Source organism: Dysgonomonas sp. Shenzhen-Wh21 (assembly GCF_043392705.1).
GTDB lineage: Bacteria > Bacteroidota > Bacteroidia > Bacteroidales > Dysgonomonadaceae > Dysgonomonas.
The window spans coordinates 1-6,683 of record NZ_JAIXHZ010000067.1; the positions used below are offsets into that span (position 1 = coordinate 1).

Here is a 6,683-nt window from a genome sequence, read left to right on the forward strand (position 1 = left end):
TTTGCCCCATATACAATTTTAGAGATTTGAGACCAGAGTAACCCTCCGGCACACATCGGGCATGGCTCTATGGTAACATACAGAATACAATCGGTAAGATATTTACCACCAAGCACATTAGCGGCTGCCGTAATCGCCTGCATCTCTGCATGAGCTGTGACATCGTTAAGCGTTTCGGTGAGATTGTGTCCACGTGCAATGATACGCCCCTTGCAAACGACTATTGCCCCTATAGGCACTTCACCCTTGTCGAATGCCTGACGGGCTTCGTTAAGAGCCTGACGCATATAGTACTCGTCGTTGAGTATATTGGTTGTCATCGGCGCATTTCGTTTTCGCCAAAGAGCGTAGGATAATCCTGCTCAAGGCTTTTAAGCACATGGGTAATGATTGTTTCCCTGCACCATCGCGAACGGTTGGCTATCTTGTATTTCTTGATGTACGAAGATATAAGGGCATACTCTTCTTCGTTGAGCGAGAAAAGCAAATGCTTCGTGCGGTTACTATGTGCCCCTTTCTTCTTTGGTTTCATTGCTGCAAAAGTAAGTACTTATCTGAATATCTGAAAGGATTTTGAGAAGAATATACATTTAGCCTAACCTTTAGTCTCATCTTCTTCAAAATTGATGCGCAACTGAACAGCATCGTACCAACCCATTTCATCATCGCTATTCTTTACCCCCAACCCGATAAGGCGAACCTTAGGAGATAGATCGACGAGCTTAAGCAACTCAAATCCTGCCTTGTAGAACGATTCGTAATCTTCCACAGCTTCGGCGAATGTACGGCTTCGTGTTATTATCTTAAAGTCTGCATATTTGATTTTCAGGGTTACGGTTCTTCCCTTAAACTTCTTCTTCTGTAAGTAATCGAACGTATCGCGCGCCACGGCATCCAACTCCACAGCCAATTCGTCGAGCGAATCGATATCCCTGTCGAAGGTTGTTTCGGAACTGATAGACTTTCTGATACGTTGCGACTCCACAGGGCGATAATCGATGGCTCGTGCATTCTGATAATAAACATGTCCTGCTTTACCAAAAACAGAAACAAGCTCATTCTCGGAACGTTGCTTCAAGTCCCATCCCGTCTTGATACCCATTTGATGCATTACTTTGGCGGTGACCTTCCCTACCCCAAAGAATCGCTCGATGGCCAGCGACTCAACAAACAGCTCTGCAACCTTTGGCTTTACAACAAACAGCCCGTTTGGTTTATTCTGATCGGAAGCAATCTTGGCTAAAAACTTATTGAACGAAACTCCTGCCGAAGCCGTTAGGTTTGTAGCGTCTCGTATTTTTTGCTTTATCTCCTGTGCTATCTGAGTGGCTGAAGCGATATTCATATTATTCTCGGTAACATCGAGGAACGCTTCGTCCAGCGAGAGGGGTTCTACCAAATCGGTATATTCGTGGAATATCTCCATTATTTGTCTCGAAACAGACTTGTAGACATCGAAGCGGGCAGGAACAAATATCAGATGCGGGCATTTGCGCAAAGCCGTTTTGGATGCCATAGCCGAACGCACACCGTAGCGGCGAGCCTCGTAACTGGCTGCCGCCACTACTCCCCGAGGTCCCGCATAACCCACAGCAAGAGGCTTACCCCTGTATTCGGGATAGTCACGCTGCTCGATAGATGCATAGAAAGCATCCATATCTATGTGGATTATTTTTCGCATATTCTTTCTTACTCCAACTACAAAGGAACAAAAGTGTACATAAAAATCTTATTGCAATAATTATTTTAAGACTTTCATAATATTACCGGGAGGACGTTGTGCTTCCAACTCTTTTTTCATGAAGTCCATATAGGGGGCTATATGTTCGAAGAACTTGTAATAGCCGTTACATAGATAATTTATTTCTTCGCCCGACTGAGTTTTTGATATTCGGTTTTTAGGGCATTCGCCACGACAAGCAAACAAATACTTACACTGTTTACACTGAGATGACAAGGAAGCCGACTTTGCTAAACCAAATTCGCTTTGTTGCGTCGAATACATCATCTCTATCAATGTCTTGTCGTTTATATTACCCAACTTATATTGAGGATATACAAAGTGATCGCAAGAATACACATCACCATTAAATTCCATAACTCCGGCATGTCCGCAATTCTTTGCAAAGATACAAATTCCGGGGTCTACCCCAACCCAATTGGCGAGTGCAGAATCGAAGTATTGAACAAAATAGATTCCGACATCTTTCCTTACCCACTCGTTGAATATAGCAATGAGAAAATCGCCCCATTTTTCGGGTGTAACACTCCATTGAGTTACGTTCCCATTGCTATCTCTTTCCACAACCGGAGAGAATTGGATGTAATGAGAATCGATATCTTTAAAAAACTGATAAAACTCTAGCGGGTAGTTCATATTAAAGTCATTTACAACTCCCATTATATTGTATTCTACCCCATGCTTCTTTAAAAGATTGATACCCCGAACAACATGATCGAATGTCGGACGCATATCTTTTGTTGTTCTGTACTTGTCATGGAAGGGCTTAGCCCCATCAATGGAGATACCGATCAGGAAGTTGTTTTCTCTAAAAAATTCACACCACTCATCGTTCAACAGCGTGCCGTTGGTTTGCAGGGTATTCGAAATCTGTTTCCCTTTAGCATATTTACGCTGCAACGCCAGTGCTTTCTTATAAAACGAGATGTCACGCATCAAAGGTTCGCCTCCATGCCATGTAAACAGTATGGGCTGCATGGTTTGTGCCTCGATGTATTGAGAGACAAACCGTTCCAGAAGATCGTCACTCATTATTGCCTTACTACCTTTGTCGGGATACAGCTCCTTTTTCTCCAGATAATAACAGTAAGTGCACCCTAGATTACAAACAGCTCCTATTGGCTTGAGCATCACATAGAGTGGCTTTGCAAAAGGAGCATACGTTTTTGAAGACATCCGGTCTGGTTTTAGATTGTGATATTATACTCTATTGATAATAAAATGACGAAAAAAAATTTTCACTCACTTAAAATTCATCTACCTTGAGTGTCTTTCTATAATTATCGAGAGCTGTCTGCAACTCCTTTGTTATTTCTTCATACCCTTCTTTTCCGTAGAGATTATGTAATTCAGTCGGATCATTTTGCAGATCGAACAACTCATTACAATTGATATCTTCATCATTGCTTATTTCTCCTTTACCGTAGAAATGAATGAGTTTATACCTTTCTGTCCTCACACCATCATGACGGCGTACATTGTGGATCGCAGGATAATCATAATAGTGATAATACAAATCTTTTCTCCAATCTTTAGGTGTTTTGCCATCAAACAACCCTTCAAGAGAAACTCCGCTCATTTCTGAGGGCTTCTCTATTCCGGCTAATGACAAGTAAGTAGGAGCAAAGTCTATATTCTGTACCAAAGCAGCGGTTTTCGTCCCTGACTTTATGGCTTTGGGATAACGTATTATCAGCGGTGTTCTGAACGATTCTTCGTACATAAAACGCTTATCGAACCACCCATGTTCTCCCATATAAAAACCTTGATCGGAAGTATAAACAATAATTGTATTATCCATCAAACCTTCTTTTTCGAGGTAATCAATCAAACGCCCGACTTCATCGTCAATCGATTTTATACAGCGAAGATAATCTCTCATATAACGTTGAAATTTCCAATCGAGCAGCGCATCGCCGGACAGGTTACTGTTAATGAATTTCATATTCTTAGGATGATAGGCCTTCTCCCAAGCTTCACGCTGAGCTGGAGTCATTTGATTCATCGCTTGTTGCAAGCCTCCATCACTCCATTCCTTATTATAGGGTGGTGTATTCTTTAATTCATTTAGCTTCAGATCATAAATAAATGTCATGGTCTTATCGATAGTCATATCCTGAGTGCGGGCAGCAGAGCAACGGCTTTCGTAATCGTCATAGAATGTTTCAGGTTTAGGGAATTCTACATCCTCGTACAAGTCATAGTACTTGGCTTCGGGCATCCAATTTCTGTGTGGAGCTTTATGATGTACCAACAGGGCAAAAGGTTTGCTCTTGTCTCTGTTTTTAAGAAAATCTATCGAATGAGTTGTAATCAGGTTGGTTGCATACCCCTCTTCGCGAATGTATTTGCCGTGAGAGCCTTTCGTTTTGAAGCTCGGATTATAATAATCTCCCTGATCGTTGAGCACGCAATAATAATCAAAACCTTTTGGTTCGCATTGCATATGCCATTTACCTACAACTCCTGTTTGATACCCTGCCTGTGTAAGTAATTCCGAAAAAAAGATTTTAGTTGTATCTATACCTGCACCCAACTGACGTTGCCCATTCTGATGGCTATACAAGCCTGTCATAAGACATGCCCGACTCGGGGTAGACAGTGAGTTTTCGACAAAGGCTTGCTGAAACAACATACCTTCGTTCGCCAATCGGTCTATATTAGGTGTAGGAGCCAACTTGGAGATAGGATGACCGTATGCACTGATTGTCTGAAACGAATGATCGTCCGTCATTATATGAATAATATTGGGACGGGATTGAGGTGCATCGCTCTGTTTATTTTGGCTATAACTATATGGGCTAAGTATTGATGCGGGAATAATTACTAAAGTAAACCGCTTTAAATCTATCATGGAATATCAGGTGTTTGGGTTAAAACAATACTCTAAAATTAATAAAAATAAATTGAATGATAAAACAAAAGTAACACGCCTCAGGCTGTTACTTTTATATTATTTCCCTTACATCTAACGTTATACTTATTGAAAAATAGAAAGTTGCAGGTTCAAGATGCGATAGGAGATTTATCTCTTATAATTGATAGCCATATTTTAGAAGCAGTGTTTCTAATTTTTTCCACAGCTGCCCATTTTCGTTAATCTCAATAACGTGGCTATGCGATCTATCGAAACGTGATGTTAAAATAAATTCGTCATCCTCCCCCGCCAGATCAACGATAAAACTATGAGTCAATGCCATTTTAGGGTAATTGTCGCGAAACAGCATTTTTGCTTTGCGATGAGAATGATTTAAATAAACTCCCAAAATAAATTCGATCCGCTGATTGAGGCTCAAGGGATATGTCCCCAATGATGGTTTATAAAGCGTATTGAAGAGTATCTTCTCATCTTCATACTTTAATGACTGCAAGCAGTTGCAAATATTGTTGGAAGAGAAAGTGATGGTAGTGTCTTTACTTTCATCGTCAGTTTCTGTTTTTACATCCAAGTCTTCTTTTACATTCATTTCCCTGAACAAGCTTTGACACAATTTCTTGAAATTATCAATTCTTATTTGTTCGGGTAAATCATCCGATTTTAATGTAAATATCTGAACAATATTTTTATTGTAGTTAAAACTTCCGGGTTGTTTGCTAAACACAAATCCAAAGATGCGGTAAGCACTTGGAGGATATTTTGAGAAATTCCACTGTTCCTGATATTCTTTCGAAAGGTAGCTCATTCTGTTTGTTTATTTTTATTGAAATGCTCTAAATGATGTATATTTATATAATATACAATAGGGGGTTTTTACTTTTCTATTTCCTTTTTGTAAAATCCATGCCAATTAACAAAAACAAATATAATTGTTTTTTAGCAGACCGAAAAATAAGGGATTTTTAATCGAGTGTAATGTGCTTTACTTCTATCTCTTTGTTCAGAAAAATAGTTGCCGCACCTGAAAACTTTTCGGAAGATTCGGTAGTAAAATAATGCGTCTCTCCGTTTTTGGTACATGCCTCATCCATCTCAGGATGCCGTCGCAGATAATCTTTGAGGCTATGGGCAATGTATTCTCCCTGAGGCAAGGCGGTTACCTCCTTGGGTAGAATTTTCTTTATCTTATTCAGCAACAACGGGTAATGCGTGCAGCCAAGAATAAGTGTGTCTATATCGGGATCTTTAGCTAAAATATTATCCAGACTTTTTTTCACAAAGTAATCTGCTCCTTCACTTTCGTGTTCGTTATTTTCTACCAGAGGAACCCACATAGGGCAAGCCTCGCCGGTTACTTTTATATCGGGAAACAGTTTATTTATCTCTATCGGGTACGATTGCGACTGTATAGTGCCCACTGTACCTAAGACTCCTACATGCCTGCTGCGTGTTATCTGTCCGATGATTTCGGCTGTAGGGCGTATAATACCCAGCACCCTCTTATCGGGATTCATATTTGGCAGATCTTTTTGCTGGATGGTACGCAAAGCTTTTGCCGATGCTGTATTACAGGCAAGAATCACAAGATTACAGCCCATATCGAACAATGCCGTCACAGCCTGTTTGGTAAACTCATAGACCACCTCAAACGACCGAGCGCCATAGGGTGCACGCGAGTTATCGCCAAGATAGCAATAATCGTATTCGGGCATAAGGGCTTGTATCTCCGATAGTATCGTGAGACCTCCATATCCTGAATCAAATACACCAATAGGTCCGGGTTTAAGCATCATCTTTTTGTTTCTGCAAAGATAAATACAATATTGAAGTTATTTGATTAATCTTGATATTAAAAATTAAAATCGGGAGTTGTATCGTTCCTCTATCTTTCTTTCGGATTTATAATCAGGAAGGATGGTAATATATTTATCATGATTCCATTGCGGATTACAAATCCTGCTAATATATACTTTCGGATTGCAAATCCGAAAGGACGGTAGAATCCGAAAGGACTAGCAATCCTTCGTTGCAGGGGATTTGTAATCACCTGCCTTTTATTATAAG

The 6,683-nt window shown here is 40.3% G+C and carries 8 protein-coding genes; all 8 read right to left on the reverse strand.

Going from position 1 to position 6,683, the window contains the following annotated elements; genetic code table 11:
- A partial coding sequence (locus LDB17_RS03850) for a nucleoside deaminase (RefSeq protein WP_393924898.1) occupies positions 1 to 308 on the reverse strand: 308 nt, incomplete at its 3' end.
- A gap of 8 nt (positions 309 to 316) precedes the next feature.
- Positions 317 to 532, reverse strand: a complete 216-nt coding sequence (locus LDB17_RS03855; protein WP_018074919.1) for a hypothetical protein — start codon at positions 530 to 532, stop codon at positions 317 to 319.
- Between the two features lie 63 nt (positions 533 to 595).
- Positions 596 to 1,681 (reverse strand): DNA polymerase IV, encoded by a 1,086-nt coding sequence (dinB, locus tag LDB17_RS03860; protein WP_252638543.1) that lies wholly within the window; start codon positions 1,679 to 1,681, stop codon positions 596 to 598.
- Positions 1,682 to 1,741: 60 nt separating this feature from the next.
- Positions 1,742 to 2,917, reverse strand: a complete 1,176-nt coding sequence (locus LDB17_RS03865) for an anaerobic sulfatase-maturation protein (RefSeq protein ID WP_252638542.1) — start codon at positions 2,915 to 2,917, stop codon at positions 1,742 to 1,744.
- A 70-nt stretch (positions 2,918 to 2,987) separates the two neighbouring features.
- Positions 2,988 to 4,595 carry a sulfatase gene (locus LDB17_RS03870; protein WP_289781703.1) on the reverse strand — a complete coding sequence of 536 codons (1,608 nt, stop codon included), beginning with the start codon at positions 4,593 to 4,595 and terminating at the stop codon, positions 2,988 to 2,990.
- A 178-nt stretch (positions 4,596 to 4,773) separates the two neighbouring features.
- Positions 4,774 to 5,424, reverse strand: a complete 651-nt coding sequence (locus LDB17_RS03875; RefSeq protein ID WP_252638541.1) for a hypothetical protein — start codon at positions 5,422 to 5,424, stop codon at positions 4,774 to 4,776.
- A 157-nt stretch (positions 5,425 to 5,581) separates the two neighbouring features.
- On the reverse strand, positions 5,582 to 6,409 hold the full coding sequence (gene murI / locus LDB17_RS03880; RefSeq protein ID WP_252638659.1) for a glutamate racemase: 828 nt from the start codon (positions 6,407 to 6,409) through the stop codon (positions 5,582 to 5,584).
- Between the two features lie 92 nt (positions 6,410 to 6,501).
- Positions 6,502 to 6,683 (reverse strand): hypothetical protein (locus LDB17_RS03885; RefSeq protein ID WP_393924897.1); only part of this gene is annotated, 182 nt, incomplete at its 5' end.

Coding starts and splice junctions, on each gene's coding strand:
- LDB17_RS03865 (WP_252638542.1), bottom strand. CDS start 2,917: ATGTCTTCAAAAACGTATGCTCCTTTTGCAAAGCCACTCTATGTGATG.
- LDB17_RS03855 (WP_018074919.1), bottom strand. CDS start 532: ATGAAACCAAAGAAGAAAGGGGCACATAGTAACCGCACGAAGCATTTG.
- LDB17_RS03875 (WP_252638541.1), bottom strand. CDS start 5,424: ATGAGCTACCTTTCGAAAGAATATCAGGAACAGTGGAATTTCTCAAAA.
- dinB (WP_252638543.1), bottom strand. CDS start 1,681: ATGCGAAAAATAATCCACATAGATATGGATGCTTTCTATGCATCTATC.
- murI (WP_252638659.1), bottom strand. CDS start 6,409: ATGCTTAAACCCGGACCTATTGGTGTATTTGATTCAGGATATGGAGGT.
- LDB17_RS03870 (WP_289781703.1), bottom strand. CDS start 4,595: ATGATAGATTTAAAGCGGTTTACTTTAGTAATTATTCCCGCATCAATA.